Origin of the sequence: Listeria sp. PSOL-1 (genome assembly GCF_902806445.1) — a bacterium.
In the GTDB taxonomy this organism is placed as follows: domain Bacteria; phylum Bacillota; class Bacilli; order Lactobacillales; family Listeriaceae; genus Listeria.
On the sequence record NZ_LR760298.1, the window covers coordinates 714,254 to 734,904 of the forward strand.

Annotated in this window: 17 protein-coding genes and 1 other RNA gene; 16 read left to right on the forward strand and 2 right to left on the reverse strand. The window is 36.7% G+C overall.

Annotated features, from left to right (window positions below; genetic code table 11):
- Positions 1-6 precede the first annotated feature (6 nt).
- A complete protein-coding gene (aspS, locus tag G6Q10_RS03545; RefSeq protein ID WP_163652930.1) occupies positions 7-1,767 on the forward strand; it encodes an aspartate--tRNA ligase in 1,761 nt (586 codons plus the stop codon).
- A gap of 43 nt (positions 1,768-1,810) precedes the next feature.
- On the opposite strand, the gene G6Q10_RS03550 is transcribed toward aspS, so the two are convergent.
- Together G6Q10_RS03550 and cymR are read right to left on the reverse strand one after the other, a co-directional pair.
- Positions 1,811-2,185, reverse strand: a complete 375-nt coding sequence (locus G6Q10_RS03550) for a hypothetical protein (protein ID WP_163652932.1) — start codon at positions 2,183-2,185, stop codon at positions 1,811-1,813.
- A 131-nt stretch (positions 2,186-2,316) separates the two neighbouring features.
- The gene (cymR, locus tag G6Q10_RS03555; RefSeq protein WP_163652935.1) at positions 2,317-2,736 is read right to left on the reverse strand and encodes a cysteine metabolism transcriptional regulator CymR; all 420 of its coding nucleotides are present in this window, start codon (positions 2,734-2,736) and stop codon (positions 2,317-2,319) included.
- 123 nt (positions 2,737-2,859) lie between these two features.
- Here cymR and G6Q10_RS03560 point away from each other — a divergent pair, with 123 nt between their 5' ends.
- The 15 genes from G6Q10_RS03560 to G6Q10_RS03630 all read left to right on the forward strand — a co-directional run bounded on the left by G6Q10_RS03560 (position 2,860) and on the right by G6Q10_RS03630 (position 20,342).
- Positions 2,860-4,140 (forward strand): replication-associated recombination protein A, encoded by a 1,281-nt coding sequence (locus G6Q10_RS03560; protein WP_163652937.1) that lies wholly within the window; start codon positions 2,860-2,862, stop codon positions 4,138-4,140.
- 513 nt (positions 4,141-4,653) lie between these two features.
- A complete protein-coding gene (locus tag G6Q10_RS03565; RefSeq protein WP_163652939.1) occupies positions 4,654-5,703 on the forward strand; it encodes a glycosyltransferase in 1,050 nt (349 codons plus the stop codon).
- A gap of 53 nt (positions 5,704-5,756) precedes the next feature.
- A complete protein-coding gene (locus tag G6Q10_RS03570; protein ID WP_163652941.1) occupies positions 5,757-6,653 on the forward strand; it encodes a shikimate dehydrogenase in 897 nt (298 codons plus the stop codon).
- A 54-nt stretch (positions 6,654-6,707) separates the two neighbouring features.
- Positions 6,708-8,348 carry an ATP-binding cassette domain-containing protein gene (locus tag G6Q10_RS03575; RefSeq protein ID WP_163652943.1) on the forward strand — a complete coding sequence of 547 codons (1,641 nt, stop codon included), beginning with the start codon at positions 6,708-6,710 and terminating at the stop codon, positions 8,346-8,348.
- 22 nt (positions 8,349-8,370) lie between these two features.
- A complete protein-coding gene (locus G6Q10_RS03580; protein ID WP_163652945.1) occupies positions 8,371-9,231 on the forward strand; it encodes a sugar phosphate isomerase/epimerase family protein in 861 nt (286 codons plus the stop codon).
- A 41-nt stretch (positions 9,232-9,272) separates the two neighbouring features.
- Positions 9,273-10,247, forward strand: coding sequence for a Gfo/Idh/MocA family oxidoreductase (locus G6Q10_RS03585; RefSeq protein ID WP_163652947.1), 975 nt, complete (start codon positions 9,273-9,275; stop codon positions 10,245-10,247).
- The gene (locus G6Q10_RS03590) at positions 10,244-11,446 is read left to right on the forward strand and encodes a nucleotide sugar dehydrogenase (RefSeq protein WP_163652949.1); all 1,203 of its coding nucleotides are present in this window, start codon (positions 10,244-10,246) and stop codon (positions 11,444-11,446) included. The genes G6Q10_RS03585 and G6Q10_RS03590 overlap by 4 nt, the downstream gene beginning before the upstream one ends.
- Positions 11,443-12,195 (forward strand): coenzyme F420-0:L-glutamate ligase, encoded by a 753-nt coding sequence (locus G6Q10_RS03595; RefSeq protein WP_163652952.1) that lies wholly within the window; start codon positions 11,443-11,445, stop codon positions 12,193-12,195. The genes G6Q10_RS03590 and G6Q10_RS03595 overlap by 4 nt, the downstream gene beginning before the upstream one ends.
- A 51-nt stretch (positions 12,196-12,246) precedes the next feature.
- Positions 12,247-13,488, forward strand: coding sequence for a methionine adenosyltransferase (locus tag G6Q10_RS03600; protein ID WP_163652955.1), 1,242 nt, complete (start codon positions 12,247-12,249; stop codon positions 13,486-13,488).
- A gap of 1 nt (position 13,489) precedes the next feature.
- Positions 13,490-14,440, forward strand: a complete 951-nt coding sequence (locus G6Q10_RS03605; protein WP_163652957.1) for a phosphoenolpyruvate carboxykinase (ATP) — start codon at positions 13,490-13,492, stop codon at positions 14,438-14,440.
- Positions 14,441-14,504: 64 nt separating this feature from the next.
- A non-coding RNA gene (gene ssrS / locus G6Q10_RS03610) (6S RNA) lies at positions 14,505-14,697 on the forward strand.
- Positions 14,698-14,829: 132 nt separating this feature from the next.
- Positions 14,830-15,975 carry a cysteine desulfurase family protein gene (locus G6Q10_RS03615; RefSeq protein ID WP_163652960.1) on the forward strand — a complete coding sequence of 382 codons (1,146 nt, stop codon included), beginning with the start codon at positions 14,830-14,832 and terminating at the stop codon, positions 15,973-15,975.
- Positions 15,976-15,992: 17 nt separating this feature from the next.
- Positions 15,993-17,108 carry a tRNA 2-thiouridine(34) synthase MnmA gene (mnmA, locus tag G6Q10_RS03620; RefSeq protein WP_163652963.1) on the forward strand — a complete coding sequence of 372 codons (1,116 nt, stop codon included), beginning with the start codon at positions 15,993-15,995 and terminating at the stop codon, positions 17,106-17,108.
- Positions 17,109-17,263: 155 nt separating this feature from the next.
- A complete protein-coding gene (locus G6Q10_RS03625) occupies positions 17,264-17,932 on the forward strand; it encodes a tetratricopeptide repeat protein (protein WP_163652965.1) in 669 nt (222 codons plus the stop codon).
- 19 nt (positions 17,933-17,951) lie between these two features.
- On the forward strand, positions 17,952-20,342 hold the full coding sequence (locus G6Q10_RS03630) for an SF1B family DNA helicase RecD2 (protein ID WP_163652968.1): 2,391 nt from the start codon (positions 17,952-17,954) through the stop codon (positions 20,340-20,342).
- Positions 20,343-20,651 lie beyond the last annotated feature (309 nt).

The following is a 20,651-nucleotide window of genomic DNA, read 5'->3' on the forward strand; positions in this document are numbered from 1 at the left end:
ATATCGTTGGAAAAAAGAACAACCTATTGTGGGCAAGTAACAGAAGAATATATTGGGGAAGTCGTTGTTTTACATGGATGGGTGCAAAAAAGACGAGATTTAGGAGGTCTAATTTTTATTGATTTAAGAGATCGTTCTGGGATTGTACAAGTCGTTTTTAATCCTGAAAGATCCGTTGAGGCCCTTGCTATTGCAGAAAAGGTACGCAGTGAATTTGTCGTTACGATTAAAGGAAAGGTAGTAAAGCGTAGTGATCAAGCGATAAATGAAAAAATTACTACTGGAAAAATAGAAATTTTAGCAGACGAAATTGCTATTTTAAATGCTTCAAAGACGCCTCCTTTTTATATTGAAGATGGGATTAATGTTTCTGATGAGCTGCGCTTGAAATACAGGTACCTTGATCTTAGAAGACCAGAGATGAATAAAATTTTTAAAATGCGTCATGATGTAACAAATGTTTTTCGTAGCAAATTAAATGAATTAGGATTTTATGATATCGAAACGCCTTATTTAACAAAAAGTACACCAGAAGGCGCGCGTGATTATCTAGTGCCAAGTCGTGTGTATCCAGGATCGTTTTATGCTTTACCACAATCGCCACAAATTTTTAAGCAGCTGTTAATGACTGCTGGGTTTGATAAGTATTACCAAATTGTACGCTGCTTTCGTGATGAGGATTTACGTGGAGATCGTCAGCCCGAATTTACCCAAATTGATTTGGAAACAAGCTTTTTAACGAAAGAAGAAATCCAATCGATCACAGAAGAGATGTTAGCTGCGATCGTTGCAAAAGTAACCGGTGAAAAACTGGAGCGCCCCTTCTTAAAAATGACATATCAAGAGGCAATGACACGTTTTGGTAGCGATAAGCCAGATATTCGCTTTGGTCTTGAATTAAAAGATGTCTCTCGTATTGTTCGTGACGTAACGTTTAATGTATTCTCTGGGACAATAGCAGGTGGGGGCGAAGTTAAGGCAATTAATGCGAAACAAGCAGCTAGTAAATATTCACGTAAAGAGATTGATGCACTTGGTGAATTTGTAGCAACTTATGGAGCAAAAGGTTTGGCTTGGATGAAAGTTGAGGCGGATGGGCTTAAAGGGCCGATTGCTAAATTTTTTGATGAAGAGAAAGAACAATTGCTTATCAGTGAATTAGAAGCGGAAGAAGGGGATTTGCTGCTTTTTGTGGCCGATCATAAGAATGTGGTTGCGGCAGCTCTTGGCGCTTTACGAGGAAAACTTGGAAAAGACCTTCAACTCATTGATGAAACTGAACTTGCTTTTCTTTGGGTTACAGATTGGCCATTATTCGAGTACGATGAAGAAGAAAAGCGTTTTACAGCGGCGCATCATCCATTTACATTGCCACGTAAAGAAGATCTTCCTTTACTTGAAACGAATCCAGAAAATGCGATGGCAGAAGCGTATGATATTGTTTTAAACGGCTATGAAATTGGCGGGGGTTCACTTAGAATTTACCAAAAAGAAGTCCAACAGCAAATGTTCCGTGCACTTGGTTTTTCTGACGAAGCAGCAGAGAGCCAATTCGGCTTTTTGATGGATGCACTGGATTACGGGACGCCACCACATGGCGGAATTGCACTTGGGCTTGATCGGATTGTGATGATTTTAGCGGGGCGAACAAATTTACGTGATACAATCGCTTTTCCGAAAACTGGTAGTGCGATTGATCCGTTAACAAATGCACCAGGAGAAGTTAGTGAAGCTCAACTTGCCGAATTAAAACTTCATTTTGATTAAAAAAAACAGCTTATGCGTTTTTTCGCATAAGCTGTTTTTTTAATCAAAAGTCAGCTTCTTCAATTTTAATGACTTTTACTTTATTAACAAGTAAACCTTGGTTTGCTTGATTTAACCAAAAAGGACCTTGAAGTTTAGCTTTGTCTTTTTGGTCTAGCGTTTTTTTATTATAAAAGGTCAAGTTAATCGTGTAGTATTTCCCTTTCTTTACCGACTGCCATTCGCTTTTGGCAAGGGGTAAAGTGATAACCTTATCACCAGCTCCGTCAATGCGACCACTGATAGTATAGTTGCTTAATTTTTTATCAACCGCAAAATTAAAGTTAAGTTCAACCCTCGATTTAGCATGATGATAATAAAGATAAGAAGCACCTAAAAGAAAGGCTGCAATAAGTGTGAAAATGGGAATCTTTCGCATAAGATTACAAGCGGCCTCCAATCCTAAAAATACATTTCCTTTCTCATTATAAGCGAGGTTGGGATTTTGTGGAAGGGGCTAAACACAATTCTCATTGTATTTTTAGAAAACAGGTCGAATTTTAATCAATCTTAAATATAAAACATATAGCCACTTGACTGATCATCAGGATCATGTTGAATTAAATCAGCAAGCGTCGTATGATCTAAAATACGTCTAATCGCATCACGCATCATGATCCAAAGCTCGCGTTGTGCGGCTTCTTCATCTTCCAGACTTTCAACAAGGACGATGGGTCCTTCAAGTGTTCGGATCACATCGCCAGCAGTAATTTCACGTGGCGGGCCATTTAGGATATAGCCTCCGTGAGCGCCACGAATGCTTTTTATAATTCCAGCATTTCGCAGTGGGGCAACGAGCTGTTCTAAGTAATGTTCGGATAAATTTTTACTTGTTGCAATACTTCGAAGAGAAACGGGGTTTTTGCCATAAGCACGAGCAAGTTCTAAAGCGATAGTCAGTCCATATCTGCCTTTTGTTGTGATTTTCATTTTATATAACCTCCATCAAACAATAAGCTTTCAATTATTATAACATAACTCTTTCACTAAATGCGCTGAGGTCTGCCTACTATGTTATACTAATAGGTAGAAGAAAAGTGAAGGAGATTAGTTATGGCAATTCAACCATTAGCTTACCGAATGAGGCCCAAAACGCTTGATGAAATCGTTGGGCAAACTCATTTGGTAGGAAAAAATAAAATAATTTATCGTATGGTTAAAGCAAAACAATTATCATCTATGATCTTATATGGCCCGCCTGGTATTGGCAAGACGTCAATTGCTTCGGCTATTGCTGGGAGTACCAAATATGCTTTTCGTACTTTAAATGCTGTGACAAATAATAAAAAGGATATGGAAGTGGTTGTTGCTGAAGCAAAAATGAGTGGCACGGTTATTCTTTTACTTGACGAGGTCCATCGCTTAGATAAAGCAAAGCAGGATTTTCTTTTACCACACCTTGAAAGCGGAGCGATTATTTTAATTGGCGCAACGACAAGCAATCCATATATTGCGATTAATCCAGCAATTAGGAGTCGAACGCAAATTTTTGAATTAAAACCTTTAGCGAAAAATGAGATCATCAAAGCAATCAAGCGCGCTTTAAAAGATAAAGAACGCGGCTTAGGGGAGTATCAAGTAGAAGTAGAGGAAGAAGCATTGAATCATTTAGCTGTAGCAAGTAATGGTGATGTTAGAAGTGCTTTAAATGCTTTAGAATTAGCAGTTGTTTCGTCTGAAAAAGATGAAGCTGGACAAATTCAGATCACACTTGACGTTGCAGAAGAATGTTTACAGAAAAAAAGCTTAGCACATGATAAAGACGGGGATGCACACTATGATGTTTTAAGTGCCTTTCAAAAATCTGTTCGTGGCAGTGATGTAAATGCAGCACTGCATTACATGGGACGATTGATTGAAGCAGGTGATTTAGTCAGTATTTCAAGAAGACTACTCGTTATGGCGTATGAAGATATTGGGCTTGCTAACCCTCAAGCAGGAGCGAGAACACTCGCTGCTATCCAAACTGCTGAAAAAATTGGCTTTCCAGAAGCAAGAATTCCGCTAGCAAATACTGTGATTGAGCTATGTTTATCGCCAAAATCTAATTCTGCTATTGTTGCGATCGATAAGTCGCTTAAAGATATTCGCCAAGGTTTAAGTGGTGAAGTACCTGCTCATTTGCGTGATGGACATTATTACGGTGCTAGTGGGCTAGGGCGTGCTCTAGATTATAAATATCCACATAGTTATGAAAACGCTTGGGTAGATCAACAATATTTACCTGATAATCTCATGGATAAAGTATATTACGAACCTAAATACACATCTAAATTTGAACAGACAATTGCTCAAGTGTATCAAAAGATTAACGAAAATAAAGCGAAAAAGTAAGTTTGCTGTTTGTTAGTCTGAGGGCTCCTGCATTTTGAGCACAATAAATCGAGCGAAAGTGTTTGCATTGAAGAGGTTTGCCAGAAACCGGAAACTGTACGTGAGAACCGGGAATTGGGCAAACCTTTTATTTTGTCTGTCTTTTGGACTTAAATCCAGTGTTAAAAGCGAAATTTTCTGTTTTTATACACAGAAAATTCGTAAATAAAGAAAGAAATCGAATTCTAAATACATTTTATATTTTTTTTTAAAAGTAAACTTATATTATAGTAAAACTTTTTCACCGATAAGGAGGTGGACTCCATGTAAAATCGAAAGGAAGAAAAAGGATTAGCTAAACGTTCCAATACTCTAAAAATTTAGGTATATAGATTTTAATTTTTTGTTTGATCTGTTAATGAACATTCAAAGAAAAAAAGAAAGCGGTTTTATTCCTTTTGTTAGAGGGTGATCGTTCTAAAATTTAATTTAAAAGCATTAAACAAACTATTTTTATATGGGAGTAGTGAAAAAATGTTTTGTATTGGAATACCGACGCTTAACGAAGCAGACAACATTGTTCAATTGACTAAGCAAATCGATCAATATGCACAAGAAATCGGCATACAGATTATTTTAATTAATGCAGATAGCGGTAGTATAGACGGGACACCAGAAAAATTTTTACAAACAGAGACAAAATGTGAAAAAAGATCCTTTAAGCTTTCACAACAAGGTAAAGGGAGAGCCGTTTTAAGAATCCTTAAGCACGCAGAAACGATTTCTGATCTTAAGGGGTGTTTGCTGATTGACGGGGATATTAAATCATTAACACCTGCATGGATAAAGAAATTTACGGCTGCTTTAATCGACGGAGCGGATTACGTTCTCCCAAATTATAAGCGCAACTTTCAAGAGGGGAATACGACAAATCATTTTGTATTTCCACTACTTACTTACCATTTTGGACAAGCTTGCCCAAGACAACCAATATCTGGTGATTGTGCTCTTTCTCTCCAGTTAATAAGAGCAGTACTTTCATCAGAAATAGCCTCACCTAGTGTTTTAAGGTATGGCATTGATATCTTTTTAACGCTAAATGCTTTATACGGAGCCTATACAGTGAAAGAGATTTCTTTAGATAAAAAAATTCACAATGCAAGCTTTTTAAAAATGGCAAAAATGTTTCCAGAAGTAGCAACATCGTATTTGAGTACATCTAGAAGTTTTTGGAATGATGATAAAACCCCTTCTGCACAAGTGAACAATGAATTACAACAGCAGATTTACTCCAATATGCACTTCTTAGATCCTAAAGATCCTATTGTTTATGAGAAAATTACTGATTTAGTAACAGGCTTTCCAGAGACAAAACAGCCATTCTCTTGGGCAAAAAAATTATGCGATTTTGAACAGGATAAGCGAGAAGATATTGATTCGATTGTGAAAGAATTGACACCATTTTTCCTAGTACAAGTAAAAAATTATTTATTAAAAATTCATAGCATTAAAGAAGCGAGGGAACACTTCTGTCAAGAAATTAATTCCCTGTTTCAATTATCCAATACAGAAATAAAAAAATAAATCCGATGTGGAAGAGTCTTATTTATAATCAAGAAATATGGGGATGATTAAATTTGAGTAAATTACCAAGTTCATCATTAATTGGAAATCCAGTAAGTCATTCAGTATCCAATCTCTTGTTTAGCTATTTAGCGGAACTGACAGATATGAAAGATTACAAGCATCAAAAAATGTTAGTAGAACATCTTTCAGCATTCGTTAAAACCGCAACGAAAAATGTAAGGTTTGGATATAATGTTACTTTGCCTTATAAAAGAGTCATCATGCCACTGCTTGATGATCTAAGCACCGAAGCCAAAACGATTGGCGCAGTGAATACCGTTATTTTTAGAAACGGTGAACAGGTGGGGTGCAATACAGATTGGTATGGCCTATATCAATCAATCAAAACATTCTATAAAGATTATCAGTCCATTGACAAGATTACAATATTAGGCACAGGAGGAGCTAGTCGAGCTGCGATCTACGCTGCTAAAAAGCTAGCTGCTAAAGTGGTAGTCGTTTATCGTGCTAATCCACTTAGTACAAATAGTCAGGAAATGATGGAAGAAAGTAGCGAACTTGGTATTGAAATGGTCCCATATGACGCTTCAGTGCCGGCGATACGAACAAGCCAGTGTATTATTCAAACAACGTCAGCTGGAATGATTGGGACAAATACTCAATTCCCTTTTGATGACGCAGTGTTAGCTGATCTTCTAAAAGATATTGGTAGTTGCAATTGTTATGTGGATGCTGTTTTTAATCCAGTTGAAACTCCTACTTTGAAATTATTCAAAAATAGAGCGATGACAATTGATGGACTATGGATGATGATTTTTCAAGCGATCCAAGCACTATCTTTTTGGTCAAATAAGAATTTGAATTTTTCTACAAATGCATTAATAAGAGTACACAGACAATTAATGGCTGATATTAGCGCGTCAAATGAACCTAAGTATCAGGCTTAACGAAGAACACTGATAAATATAGATTACCACTACTGCGATAATAGGAGATAACAAGTGAAAACTTTTTTGAAAGAATATAAGACAGTTACGTTGATAACCATTCTTTGCCGAGCAGTAGCTTCTATCTTAAAAGTGTTTACAGCTTTTTTTAGCGCTGACATGCTTAACAGTTTAGTGGAGAAAGAATATGATCAGTTTCTTATTTATACAGGATTATCTCTTCTTTTCTGGTTGCTTTTTGCCGTTTTTTATTATCTTTATCAATATTTAGCGGGAGTAGCTAGTCAGAAAATGATCCAATCGATGAGGATGAAAATCTCACGCAATATTGCACACGCCAATATTGATAAAATTCATAAAACAAACACAGGAAAATTAGTATCTTGGATAACGAATGATATGACCATTATTGAAAATCAATCATTGTCCCAGCTTTTTCTTGTAAGTGCAATCGTATTAGATACCATGTTTTCACTGATTGCGTTGTTCTCTTATCATTGGAGCTTAATCCTATGTATTACTTTCTTTTCTATTTTTACCGTTTTTCTACCCCAAGTATTGAGTAGAAAACTAAAAAGAAAAAATAATGAAGTCGTTAACAACTATGAACAATTGAATAAGAAGGCAAGCGATCTATTTCATGGTTTCGATCTGTTATTTTTCTTTAATAGGACAAGCTTTATTGAAAAAGAAATGCAGATGTTGAGTGAAAAAATGAAAACAGCCAAAATTCGTCTAACAGCAACTCAAGGTCAGATTACGGCACTGAGCACGCTTTCAAATGTTTTTAGCCAAATCCTCACGATGGCTTGGGCTGGATGGCTTTCGTATAGTGGGATAACAAGTATTGGCAGCGTAATCGCTATCAATTCATTAGGAAAGAATATATACGACGGATTAATGAGATTAGCGCCAGCACTTGCAGATATTTACAGTATTTTTCCAATATATTCAAAGCATGCGCGTTTATCCTGCGACGAGGTAAACAACTTTTCAAGAAAAAAATTTTTAGAATTACCATCAACTAAAGAAGTCCCCATTATAGAGGCTACAGATATTACATGTAAGATTCATGATAGACAGTTATTCTTGCCTGCTACATTTAAACTTTTTCAAGGGCAAAAGTTAGCTTTAATTGGCCCATCTGGTATAGGGAAAAGTACATTGCTCCAAATGATGATAGGTGGAGTAGAAGCGGATCAGGGAAAGTTTTTCTATTGTGGAGAAGATATTTCTAAAATTGAAACAGCTACTTTAAGAAAGCATATTTTGTATTTTAATCAACATCCTTATATTTTTGAGGACACAATACGAATGAACCTTACATTAGGTGATGACTACTCTGATCAAGTTATTTGGGATGCCTTGAAAAAAACAAAAATGGAAGAAGTCATTTCAGCATTGCCTAAGGGATTGGATAGCTATTTAGGAAAAATGGGCAAAAGCTTATCAGGCGGGCAGTTACAAAGGTTGGCACTAGCTAGAGCTTTGATCCGAGAATATGATGTGATTTTATTAGATGAAAGTACCAATAGCTTGGACAAAGAGTTAGCCATTGAAATAGAAACAGAGCTTCTATCCAATCGTAAAATCACGCTAGTTATGGTCACGCACCAAGTACACACAGAAAATATTGGGCTTTTTGATAGAGTCTATGAGTTGCTTCCTGCTGTACCACCATCTAAGAAGGCATAAATTTAATTAAGGAGTGTTTTTAATGGCTATACAGTTAACGATCAACCTTGATGAAATTTCAGCAGATACAGCTTACGCGATGCGAGTTTTAAAAAAAAATCATATCCATACGTGTGAATTAAGAACCATTGATGATCAAAATATTGTAACGCTGGATGTTGAAGCGATCAAGAAGTTAAAAAAACAACTCAATTCTTATGATATTTCACCAATTGCTATAAGTAGCCCATTATTAAAGTGGTCTAGTAACAGAAGCAAAAATATCCCTTCCAATTTGGACTTGTTTGGAATCGATCAAAACTTATCTAGCACGAAGAAAAACTTTTATATCGAGAATATACGCCAATTCGCTAATCTTCTTGAAGTTGATCGGATTAGAATATTCTCTTTTCTCGGGGATATTGAATTTCCAGTTGAAAATTTATTTCAGGAACCTGACTTTCAACAAATTCTAACTGATCAATCTCATACGTATCTTATTGAAAATGAATTAGTTTGTTCAATATCTAGTCTATCAGAAATGACCAATCTAGCTAAAAAGATCACACAGTATAAGGCTAGCAATTTAGGGATTTGGTTAGATATTTCTAATTTATTTCAACTAGAAAAACAGATGACACTTCAAGATATTTATCCATTATTGCCACTTGTTAAGTATATTCACCTTAAGGACTATGTCTTCGATGCAAGTGGAGGCATTCAGTATGTCCCTGTAGGTGATGGCATCATCCCGTATGCGGATTTATTACCAGAGATTATCCAAGAGATACCTACACAAAATAACGTGATATTAAGTATCGAAACACACGAGAAAAATCCAGACCGGAAAGAATATGCTTCACTCAAGTCATTTTATTTTATCAAAGAGATACTTAAGATTTAAAACTGACGATAAAGGTAATCACGATTTTAGAGAGGTGTAAGATGAATAAAAAATTGTCTAAACGAGTATTAATGGTTGGCTTTGGAACGATGGGAAGAATCATGCTGAAGAAATGGCTCAATTATGTAGAAAACGTTGATGTCGTTGATATTAACCATGACCCTACCGAAAAAATATCAAAACGCGTTCAATTTTATTCCAGTTTAGAAAAGCTTAACCAGGCCATTTCTCCTTCATTTTTTTATGATGTTGTCTATATATGTGTTCCTACTGATAAACATTTGCAAATTATTGAAGAACTTTTAATCGCAGAATACCCGTTTAAAAAGATCCTAATTGAGAAGCCACTAACGAATGATATCCATGCTTTAAATAAAATTAATAACTTGGTTGAGAAATATTCACAAGTCGGGATTCAAGTATTTGTTCAAGAACAGTATTATCTTTCTAGTGCATTGGAAGCTTTGGAAATCATTTGCGGAACAAATGAGATTATCCAAATGGAGATCGAAATGTCTAAAGATCGAACATTGGATGAAGAAAAAGGAAGATTTAAGGATACAGTGCTTGGGACATTTGGAATTGAGTTTCCTCATATGTTAGCTATTTTGGATAAACTTAACCTTCTTGAGCAGTTTGAAATTACAGATGTTGAATATCTTGAGCCAGATAGTTTCTACTCAGGGGTCACTGTTCAAGGTGAATCTAGTGGGATCAATATCATCTTAAAAAGCCATTTAGATGCAAAAAATATTAAGCGAAATGTGGCAATTACATCTGCTACAGGAGAGCAATGGGCTGCGTGGTTTGATCCTATTCCTAATTTTTCGAGGTACTATTCTTCCATTTGTGACCAAACAGAAATCAATTATTTTTTTGATGATATGTTGGATCAAGTGGTACAACGAACACTCTCTGGACAATTGCCAACTTATTTTGATGTGTCCCATGCTAGTAAAATAGTAGATAAGCTATTCGCTTTAAAATGTCATAAAGGATTGATGGAGAAACCATGAAAAAAATAGCAGTTATTGGCCTTGGTTACGTTGGCCTAACACAAGCATTAGTTTTTTCAAAAAGCATCGCTGTTAGTGGTTTTGATAACGATGAGAAGAAGATCTTAGCGCTAGAAAAGCAGCAATATCTTACCTTAGAATCAAGAAATTGGGTCCACAAAGTTGGGAAGGAAAACTTAAATTTTTCTGTCAAGCATGTAGATAGCTTACTAGAAACAAGCTTTGACATCTACTTCATTTGTTTACCAACAGATTATTTAGCAGAAACAAAAAAAATGAATGTCACATCGATCGAGAAGGTAGTAAAGAGTATTGTTTCTGTTTATCCAACGGCGTCCATTGTTATTAAATCAACGGTTCCAGTTGGTTTTACAAAAAGTCTCAGTGAAAAATATCCTCAAGCAAACATTTGTATCATTCCAGAGTTTCTTAGAGAAGGCACTGCGATCTTAGATTTTGAACGGCCTGACCGGATTGTTATTGGTGGAGATCTTGAAAAATGGTATCCACTTGAACAATTATACCTTTCAGTTATTCAAAAGAAAAATGTACCCATTCTTTATATGTCTGAAGAAGAAGCAGAGGCTGTGAAACTGTTTTCTAATGCCTATCTTGCTATGCGAGTCGCTTTCTTCAATGAACTTGATGAGTTTTCTCAGCAAAAAAATTTAAGATGCAACAAGATTATTCAAGGGATTTCTCATGATAAACGAATTGGGGATTATTATAATACGCCTTCATTTGGATTCGGCGGCTATTGTCTGCCAAAAGATACAAGGGCCTTGGTTTCGCTTATCGATAAACAAACGAGTAAACTTATTCCTGCTATCATTGCTTCTAATGAGCAACGAGCCATCAATATTGCACTTAAGATTCTAGAAACTAAGCCTTCAGTTATAGGTGTTTATAGACTGACGATGAAAAAAGCAAGTGATAATTTTAGAGAAAGCCCATCAATTAAAATAATCAATTGTATTAAGTCGATATCGCCTAAGCAAGAGATTCAGATTTTTGAACCTTTACTAGATACTGATTTATTTAATGGAATGAAAGTTGTGCAGTCATTCCAATCTTTTCAACAAACAAGTGAGATTATTGTGGCTAACTATTACGACGAAGATCTCAAAGAAGTCGTTGGGAAAACGTTTACAAGAGATCGTTTCTTAGAAGAACTAATTTGTGAGGAGGAAAAGATATGACAGAAACTGGAATTCAAATCATAGGTATCCATGATTTACCTTCAGTTACCGCAGCAACTAATTTACTGGATTTTATTGAGCTAGGGATAAAAAGCCTTAACCAATTACCTGCTGATGGGGATATCCTTTGTGTTGCTTCTAAAGTTGTGTCCATTTGTGAAAATAGGGTAATCAAGCTAAATGATGTCACACCATCAGATGTTGCTATCAAAATTCAGCGTGACTTTATTCCACGTAAAGATCCTCGTGTTATTCAAATTATTTTAGAACAAACTGGAGATTTAAGTGGTGAAAGAGTGGAGGTAAAGAAAGATTACATTGCTGGTTGGCTTCCTAATGGTAATAAGTTAACGAGCGCAGGCGTGGATAAATACGGGGACGAAGCTGTAGTTGTTCTTCCAGAAGATCCGGATTTAAGCGCACAACGAATATCAAACTTTTTATCTGAACGATATAAGAAAAAAGTGGCTGTTATCATCACAGATAGCGATGGACGCGAAGAAAAAATTGGCGCCACACAGATAGCTATTGGGCTTTTTGGGTTACCTGCTTTAAGAACAAACGCTAATTCACCCACTGAAAAAAAACCGAAAGAGACACTTTGTGATCTGCTAGCTGCTTCAGCTGCACTTGTAATGGGACAACGTGGTACAGGGGTTCCCTTAGCGGTTATTCATGGTTTAGATTTTACATTTGATCCTACGAGCAAAATTTCAGATGCCCTTCATTCAAAAAATGATCTTAGTTAAGTAACAATAAAAAAATTTATAAAATATACGGAGAACGGAGTGGAGATATATATGAATATTTTTTATGATAATAACCTTATTCTTCCATCAGACAGCGCATACGAGGTAGTAGAAAGAAAAGGATTAGGACATCCCGATACATTAGCAGATGGTTTAGCTGAAGCGACTGAACTAGCCTATTGCCAATACTGTTTAGACCATTTTGGTGTTATCTTACATCACAATCTTGATAAATTAATGATTCTTGGTGGATTAAGTCAACAAGTTTATGGTGGTGAGGCTTTTTCTAAACCAATTCGAGTGGTATTTATGGGGCGTGCAAGTACGTCGTATAATGGCGAGCCAATCCCTTTGTTTGAAATACAAAAAAAAGCAGCACAAGATTATCTAGCACGAATATTGCCACATCTTGATGTTAATGATCCAAATATGATCCAATTCGAATCTTTAACTAGTGACCGCAGCACTCGTGAAAATTGGTTTTCTCCCCAATCGCTAGAAGATCTACCTGAATATAAAGAAAATCCAGTGGCAAATGATACAGCAGCAATGATTAGTTACTGGCCATTAACAATCGCTGAACAATTAGCACTTAAAATTGAAGGGTACTTCTATCGTGATAATGAATCTGGCTTACCAGAACCTCGCTTTAAGGATATTGGACAAGATATTAAAGTAATGGTTATTAGAAATGACAACTGCTACAATGTAACCGTTGCTTTGCCATTAGTTACAACGCTTACTAAATCAAAAGAGGCTTACATGGCAAGGTTAGATGAAATGGAAAATGAAATTAGAGAATATATTGCGGATGCATTCCCTAGTGAAGATATCAAAATTATTGTCAATACAGTTAAGGATAAAAAAGAACGCAGATTTTATATGGTAACAGCTGGATCTGCCATCGACTTTGGCGAAGAGGGTGCTGTAGGTAGAGGAAACAAAACCCACGGAGTGATTGCTTCTTTACGACCTAACACAATGGAAGCACCTCAAGGGAAAAATCCTACTTACTTTGTAGGAAAAGTACTTGGTTATGCAACAGATCAACTCGCCAAAAAAATCTATGAAGAAACAAAACAACCTTGCGTCGTTGTGATGGAAGTAAATAACGGAGATCCATTATTTTCACCTTCTAAAATCATCATTTCAACCAAAGCAGAAATCGATCAAAAGAAAGTAGATGCCTTAGTAGAAAGCATATTTTCAGAGGGAAGAAAAATAACAAGTCACATTGTATCCAGCAAATATTTTCTTCCACGAACTGACACTTTTAAACTAGGGGGTAAGTGAGTTGGCTCATCAACTGCCTACACTTAACTTTAGCGGTATAAAAATAGCAATCGATACGCTCATACCTGGAGTCTATTCACACATTCAAAATTTAAAAGAAAAAATTGGACTGTATAAAAGCACTGAAGAAAGCGAGATCATTGCTTCTGCTATCGTTGTTTTTGAAACAGCCGATTCATTTCAGGCATCTTTTTCACCAACGACCAATAAATTAACAATAAGCGGGCCATTTCAATCAGGCAAGCTAACGACTTCAATGTACTATGCTTGCGAGTATTTAGCAGAATCCCTATTAACTTGTGAAAATCATAGTGTTTTGATACATGGAGCAGCGATTTATTCTGACCAAATGAAAGCCGCCCAGTTGATTTTAGGTGAAAAAGGCGCAGGGAAAACATCGCTCACTTTAACACTTTGTAAACAAAAAGGATATCAACTTATTGGGAATGATGTTGTGCGCTTACGGCTAATTGATTCAAATCTATATACAGAAGGAGGGAGTGACTGGTTTCTTGTCAGGAAAACAGCAGTTCATTCATCAGAATGCTTATCATTTCTTAAACCAGCATTTGAAGCTTCTTCCAAAAAACAACTCGATGAATGGGATATTAAAAAAAGAATCACGCCTTCTGAAATAGGAATTGGAACATTTCAAACGTTAGCCCCATTAAAAAAGTGCGTTTATATTCGGATCGATCATCACCAAAGTCATGTTTATCAGAACTTATGGGAAAATGAACAAAAGCAGCTCATTCTTTTTGAAAACATTGGTCGGCGGATGAATAATCAAACGACACCATTTTTGGATCATAATGGCTACTTTTGGGGAGATCTTCCGCTAATAAAAAATGATGAAAATCGTAAAGTTAGAAATGAAATCATGGCTGCTTTTGATAAAATGCCCATCCAAAAAATGTTTGCTAATTCATGCGAGGCATTAGCATCATTATAAAAAGACAATAAAAGTTGCGCAAATTGAAATCCATATTAAAATATGCTATCCTAAGGAAAGTAGAGAAACCCTAATGTATTCGTTATAATTCCTATATATTTGAACCGAACAATTATTTAGACCTTGGGAGCTTGGCGTTCAGATGCAGCGCACATGCCTTTACACGAGGACTTGCAAAACGTTTGGCAGAGCACCCACCTGCTTTTTCTGCGGGTTCAAAGGTTAGGAATCCTAAAAACGGTACGATTGGGGTTTCTTTTTTGTGAAAAGAACAGGAAGAAATCCAAATATACTTCGTTTAAATAACTTAGTGATTTAGAGTTTTGATTAATCATTTAAATGCTGTTACAATAAAGTACGAAACTTTACCGCAAAAGGATGAGATTTCATTGGAAAATAGAATTTATTTAGATCATGCAGCAACAAGCCCGATTCATCCAGAGGTTATTCAAGAAATGCTAGGTTGTATTACAAATAGTTACGGTAATCCTTCAAGTATCCATTCGGCTGGAAGAAGCGCGAGAAAAACGTTAGATTCAGCAAGAGAGAAATTAGCCGAACTCATTCATGCAGATGAAAAAGAAATTGTTTTTACAAGTGGCGGCACAGAAGGCGATAATACAGCAGTCATTGGAACTGCACTAAAAAAAGCAGATCAAGGCAAACATATCATCACAACACAAATTGAACATCCTGCTGTACTTAAATCCTGTGCGTATCTTGAGACAAAAGGCTTTGAAGTGACTTATCTTGCAGTAGATGACCATGGTGTTATTCGCTTGGATGAGTTTAAAAAAGCGCTTCGGGAAGACACCATTTTAGTCAGTGTGATGTATGGGAATAATGAGGTTGGATCGATTCAACCGATTGCTGAAATTGGCAGCCTTTTAGAGCAGCATTCTGCGACTTTCCATACAGATGCAGTCCAAGCATTTGGTTTAATTCAAATCGATGTGAAGCAGCTTGGCGTTGATCTATTAACCACATCATCACATAAAATCAATGGCCCTCGTGGTGTTGGTCTCTTATATGTCAAAGATGGCACAGAGCTTGAATTTCCATTTCACGGTGGCGAACAAGAACGTAAGCGCCGCCCTGGAACCGAAAATTTAGCTGGCATCTGTGGATTTAAAAAAGCAGCAGAAATCATGACTTTAGAACGGCTAGAAAAAATAGATGACTACAATGAATATAAAAAATGTATGATCCAAAAATTTGAAGACGCTGGATTAAATTTTGAAATAAATGGTGCTTTGAAAACAACATTGCCACATATTTTTAGCATTCGTTTTCACGGGGTTTCTGTTGAGCAACTTCTAATGAACTTGGATATGGAGGGTATTTTTGTTTCAAGTGGCTCTGCTTGTACAGCGGGGACGGTTGATCCTTCGCATGTGCTCACGGCGTTATTTGGTGAAAATGCACCAGCTGTAAAAGAGACAGTTAGAATTAGTTTTGGCCTCGGCAATACATTCGATGAAATTGAAGAAGTCGCTGAGAAGATGATTACTATTGTTAAGCGGTTAGCAAAATGATTGAAAGGAAGAGAAAGTTGACAACAGATAATAGCAAGACACGCGTTGTTGTGGGCATGTCTGGTGGCGTGGATTCCTCAGTTACTGCTTATTTATTGAAAGAACAAGGCTATGATGTCGTAGGTATTTTTATGAAAAACTGGGATGATACGGATGAATCTGGTGTATGTACTGCAACCGAAGATTACGAAGATGTGATTCGTGTAGCCAATCAAATTGATATCCCGTATTATGCTGTGAATTTTGAGAAAGAGTATTGGGAGAAAGTATTTACTTATTTCTTAGATGAATATAAATTAGGCAGAACACCAAATCCTGATGTCATGTGCAATAAGGAAATTAAATTCAAAGCATTTTTAGAACATGCGGAAAGTTTAGGGGCAGATTATGTAGCAACTGGTCATTATGCACGTGTTAAAGAAGAAAATGGCGAGATAAAGCTTTTGCGAGGACTGGATCAAAATAAAGATCAAACCTATTTTTTAAACCAACTTTCTCAAAGCCAATTAAAAAAAGTCATGTTTCCGCTTGGGCATATGGAAAAAAGCGAAGTAAGACATATCGCTATGGCTGCTAACTTAGCGACGGCAACAAAAAAAGATAGCACAGGGATTTGTTTCATTGGAGAACGTGATTTTAAAAAATTTCTCAGTGAGTATTTACCAGCAAAACCTGGTAAAATGAAAACTTTTTCTGGTGTAGAAGTTGGGAACCATGACGGGTTAATGTATTATACGATTGGTCAACGCCATGGGCTTGGTATTGGTGGAGACGGGGAACCATGGTTTGTTGCAGGTAAAGACTTACAAGAAAACACGTTATTCGTTACACAAGGTTTTCATCATGAAAGTTTATATTCTGATGCTTTAATAGCAACCGACCTATCATTTACATCGGATTTGCCAAAAGAAACCTGTTTTTCTGCCACAGCGAAGTTTCGTTATCGTCAAGCTGATGTTGGCGTAAAAGTTCGACTGCTTGAAAACAACCAGGCAGAAGTAGTATTTGATGAGCCAGTTCGTGCAGTGACACCTGGACAAGCGGTCGTTTTTTACCAAGGTGAAGAATGTCTCGGCGGTGGAACCATTGATACGGTATGGAAAAATAAGAAAAAATTAGATTATGTTGGCTGATTTAGAAAAATTCGGCTACATTTTGAACAAAATAAATCGAGCGAAAGCAAAGCGCTTCTCGCCGATTTATTTTGTTTGTCGACCAATCTAATCTGCTTTATGGTAAAATGTAAAGCATAGATAGCTAAAAATAGAAAAGTCAGGTGATTAGGAAGATGGATAAAAACGAGCAAGGTATTCAATTGATGCAAGAAGGTAATTTAGAAGAAGCTGTAAAAATGTTTACTGAAGTTATCGAAGAGCATCCTAATGACCCAGTTGGTTATATTAATTTTGGCAATGTGCTTTTATCGCTGGATGATTTTGAACGAGCTGAGCTATTTTTTAAGCGAGCGATCGCATTAGATGATCATGTTCCAGCAGCTTACTATAGTTTAGGTAATTTATATTTTGAACTTGAGCGTTTTCAAGAAGCCGCTGAATGTTTTCAAAATGCAGTGAAAGATGGACTGGAAAATGGGGACGTCTTCTTTATGCTTGGTATGAGTTTTATTAATTTGGATAAAAACGCGCTTTCGTTGCCGTATCTTTTAAGGAGCATAGAACTAGCCCCTGAAGACGGAGAGGCAACTTTTCAGTACGGAATTGCGCTTGCAAAAGAGGGCGTATATGAAGAAGCCATTGCGATGCTTGAAAGAACACTTACACTTAAGCAGGAAGATGCCGATGCTTTGTATAACCTTGGTGCAGTTTATCTAACCTGGCAAGGAGATATTGTTTTGGCCAAAACTTATTTTGAACGAGCCCTTCAGTCTGACAGCAATCATCTCTTAGCACAGAATGCAATCAATGCCATTTCTGATTTAGAATCAGAGGAAAAGTAAGCGAAAGAAGGTGTGAAAAATGGAAGAGCAAGGTTCGTTTCAGTTATTTGAACAAAAAAATGAAGAATTATATATGAAGGGAACAGTGCTTTCAACCATTTTTCATAACGCTGAGAACCTTTTTTCTGTAGTGAGAATTGCTGTTACAGATACCAATACAGACTGGCAAGAAAAAGATATTATCGTAACTGGTTTTTTCCCAAAACTCTTAGAACAAGAAGTTTACCAGTTTTTTGGAATCATGCAGGAGCATGCGAAGTTTGGCCAGCAATTTAAAGCCGAAAAATTTCATAAAGAAATGCCAAAATCAAAGCAAGCAATGATTAATTATTTATCAGGCGAGCTTTTTAAGGGGATTGGTAAAAAAACAGCGGAAGCCATTGTTGAAACCATTGGTGAAGACGCGATTAGTAGAGTACTTGAAAATCCTAGTTTGTTAAGTCAAGTCCCAAAACTCCCTAAAAAAGCTGCAGAAACACTTGTTGAAACATTACGAGAAAATCAAGGACTAGAACACGTGATGGTTGGTCTTAATGAATATGGCTTTGGACCACAACTTTCAATGAAAATTTTTCAAGTTTATAAACAAGATGCTTTAGATATACTCGAAAAAAACCCTTATCGCCTAATTGAAGATGTCAAAGGTGTCGGTTTCCAACGAGCGGACGAACTTGGACGAAAGCTTGGGATTGAAGGAGACCATCCTATGCGGTTACGTGCAGCGATTATTTATTGCTTGGATGTGGAGTCTTTAAAACAAGGTGATGTTTACTTGGAAAAGGACGAACTTCTAAACTATGCGAAACAACTCCTTGAACAAAGTGCACCAATTCAAATCGAAAACGAAAGCATCAAACGTGAACTTGCCGCACTTCAAGAAGAAGAAAAGCTAATCATTGAAAATACGCGTGTTTACATGCCATCCCTTTATTTTGCTGAAAATGGTTTAACCCATCATTTAAAAAGAATCATGAAGCAAACAGAATACGCGGAAGAGTTCCCTGAATCCGAATTCTTATTAGCTCTTGGTGAGCTTGAAGAACGTCTAGGTGTGACGTATGGCTCATCGCAAAAAGATGCCTTAAAAGATGCGCTTATGTCACCGATGCTTGTTTTAACTGGTGGACCTGGAACGGGGAAAACGACAGTGATTAGAGGCATCGTTGAACTTTATAGCGAGTTAAATGGGGTTAGCTTAGATCCACATTCCTATAAAGGCGAAGAAAAGATGCCAATCCTACTTGCTGCTCCAACTGGACGTGCAGCTAAGCGAATGAGTGAGTCAACAGGTCTTCCAGCAACTACCATTCATCGTTTGCTAGGTATGAATGGACAAGAAGCACTTGATGATGACGCTGAGCGCACTGTAGATGGACGAATGCTTATTGTTGATGAAATGTCAATGGTTGACACATGGCTTGCGAATCAGTTGTTCCGTGCTTTACCAAATCACATGCAAGTTATTTTAGTAGGAGACCAAGATCAGCTTCCTTCTGTTGGCCCTGGACAAGTGTTAAAAGATATCTTGAAGGCGAAAATCATTCCAACTGTTGAGTTAACTGATATTTATCGTCAAAAAGATGGTTCGTCTATCATCGAAATGGCGCATCACATTAAAGGTGGTTTTTTGCCTAATAATTTTGCTGAAAATAGCGCAGATCGTTCTTTTTTTCATTGTCATGCGAATCAGATTGCAGATGTTGTTGAACAAGTAGTTAAAAATGCCAGGGAGAAAGGTTTTCGTGCTAGAGATATCCAAGTCCTTGCACCGATGTATCGCGGACCAGCTGGTATTAATGTGTTAAATCGCAATTTGCAAGAAATTTTTAACCCAAATGAATCAGGAAAGCGAAAAGAAATCGTATTTGGCGACATTAAATATCGTGTGCATGATAAAGTCTTGCAATTAATAAATCAGCCAGAAAAAAATGTGTTCAATGGGGATATTGGTGAAATCGTTTCACTAATGTACGCACGTGAAAATACTGAAAAACAAGATATGATTGTCGTGAAGTTCGATCAAACCGAAGTCACCTATTACCGGCAAGAATTCAATCAATTGACACATGCTTATTGCTGCTCGATTCATAAAGCGCAAGGCAGTGAATTCCCGATTGTGATTATGCCAATTGTTCGTAGTTATTATCGCATGCTTAGGCGTGATTTGCTTTATACAGGAGTAACAAGGAGCAAGCGCTTTTTGATTTTATGCGGCGAGGAAGACGCTTTTCGAATGGGTGTCGAAAGAACAGCTGAAACAAGTCGTAAAACAACATTATATGAACGTTTGCTCAGTGAAGAAGAACTCGAACAAATGAGTAACAAGAAAACACTCACTGAAGAAAATATCTCCTCGATTGACCCAATGATTGGAATGGATGGGATTTCGCCTTATCAGTTTATGGAGTGATCAAGCATTTTATGGCTTCATTAGACAGTTGACAACTGAACATGACTACCCTATAATTTAGTTATTATAATATTGCTTTGGTTTAAGTGAAAATATGGTTGCGCGGGACACTTCTATAAGAGAATCTTTCCTTTGGCTGAAAGAAAGATGTCGCTCGTTCTCGTAATTGCTCTTTCACAGGTGATTAAATCCGTTTATCTACGTTAAAGATACTTAAAAGAGGTAATGATGTCTTATATCATTGCAATCAGGGTGGTACCGCGAGCATTCGTCCCTGAAAGCATTGATATAGGGCTTTTTTGTTATTCT

Excerpts from the sequence above, each read along its gene's own strand:
- G6Q10_RS03595 (WP_163652952.1), top strand. The coding sequence starts at position 11,443 with ATGACAGAAACTGGAATTCAAATCATAGGTATCCATGATTTACCTTCA.
- G6Q10_RS03560 (WP_163652937.1), top strand. The coding sequence starts at position 2,860 with ATGGCAATTCAACCATTAGCTTACCGAATGAGGCCCAAAACGCTTGAT.
- G6Q10_RS03625 (WP_163652965.1), top strand. The coding sequence starts at position 17,264 with ATGGATAAAAACGAGCAAGGTATTCAATTGATGCAAGAAGGTAATTTA.
- G6Q10_RS03565 (WP_163652939.1), top strand. The coding sequence starts at position 4,654 with ATGTTTTGTATTGGAATACCGACGCTTAACGAAGCAGACAACATTGTT.
- G6Q10_RS03630 (WP_163652968.1), top strand. The coding sequence starts at position 17,952 with ATGGAAGAGCAAGGTTCGTTTCAGTTATTTGAACAAAAAAATGAAGAA.
- G6Q10_RS03590 (WP_163652949.1), top strand. The coding sequence starts at position 10,244 with ATGAAAAAAATAGCAGTTATTGGCCTTGGTTACGTTGGCCTAACACAA.
- G6Q10_RS03580 (WP_163652945.1), top strand. The coding sequence starts at position 8,371 with ATGGCTATACAGTTAACGATCAACCTTGATGAAATTTCAGCAGATACA.
- G6Q10_RS03585 (WP_163652947.1), top strand. The coding sequence starts at position 9,273 with ATGAATAAAAAATTGTCTAAACGAGTATTAATGGTTGGCTTTGGAACG.
- G6Q10_RS03600 (WP_163652955.1), top strand. The coding sequence starts at position 12,247 with ATGAATATTTTTTATGATAATAACCTTATTCTTCCATCAGACAGCGCA.
- G6Q10_RS03550 (WP_163652932.1), bottom strand. The coding sequence starts at position 2,185 with ATGCGAAAGATTCCCATTTTCACACTTATTGCAGCCTTTCTTTTAGGT.
- cymR (WP_163652935.1), bottom strand. The coding sequence starts at position 2,736 with ATGAAAATCACAACAAAAGGCAGATATGGACTGACTATCGCTTTAGAA.